Source organism: Corallococcus sp. AB038B (genome assembly GCF_003668955.1).
In the GTDB taxonomy this organism is placed as follows: Bacteria; Myxococcota; Myxococcia; order Myxococcales; family Myxococcaceae; genus Corallococcus; species Corallococcus exiguus.
Genome location: NZ_RAWO01000453.1, coordinates 1 through 379 on the forward strand (window position 1 = coordinate 1; position 379 = coordinate 379).

A 379-nucleotide genomic window follows, 5' to 3' on the forward strand; every position below is an offset into this window, starting at 1 on the left:
GTTCCTGGTGGAGATGAGCGCGGACACCCGCAAGCGCGTGACGGAGCTGCCCTTCGTGCGCTGGGTGGGGCCGTACCATCCCGAGTACCGCGTGGAAGGCGTGCTGCGCGATGCCCTGACGGGGCGCGCGGCGCGACTGGAGCCGCAGCGCTACTCCATCATGGTGGGCGAGCGCGGCGCGATGCGGCAGGGAGAAGTCGCGGAAGCGGTGCGCAAGCTGGGCGGCACGGTGGAGCTCATCGAGGCGGGAGGCCTGCGCCTGGAGGCCACGCTCACCCAGCCCCAGCTCGAGCGGCTGGTGCGCTCCAATGCGGTGCAATACATCGACCGCTGGGGTGGGCCGGGTGAAGTGGACATGAACAACGTGCGCGAGGTGGGC

The 379-nt window shown here is 70.7% G+C and carries 1 pseudogene; it reads left to right on the plus strand.

Annotation, left to right across the window (positions count from 1 at the left end):
• Positions 1-379 (plus strand): annotated as a pseudogene (locus D7Y04_RS43860) (peptidase S8); the annotation flags it as partial.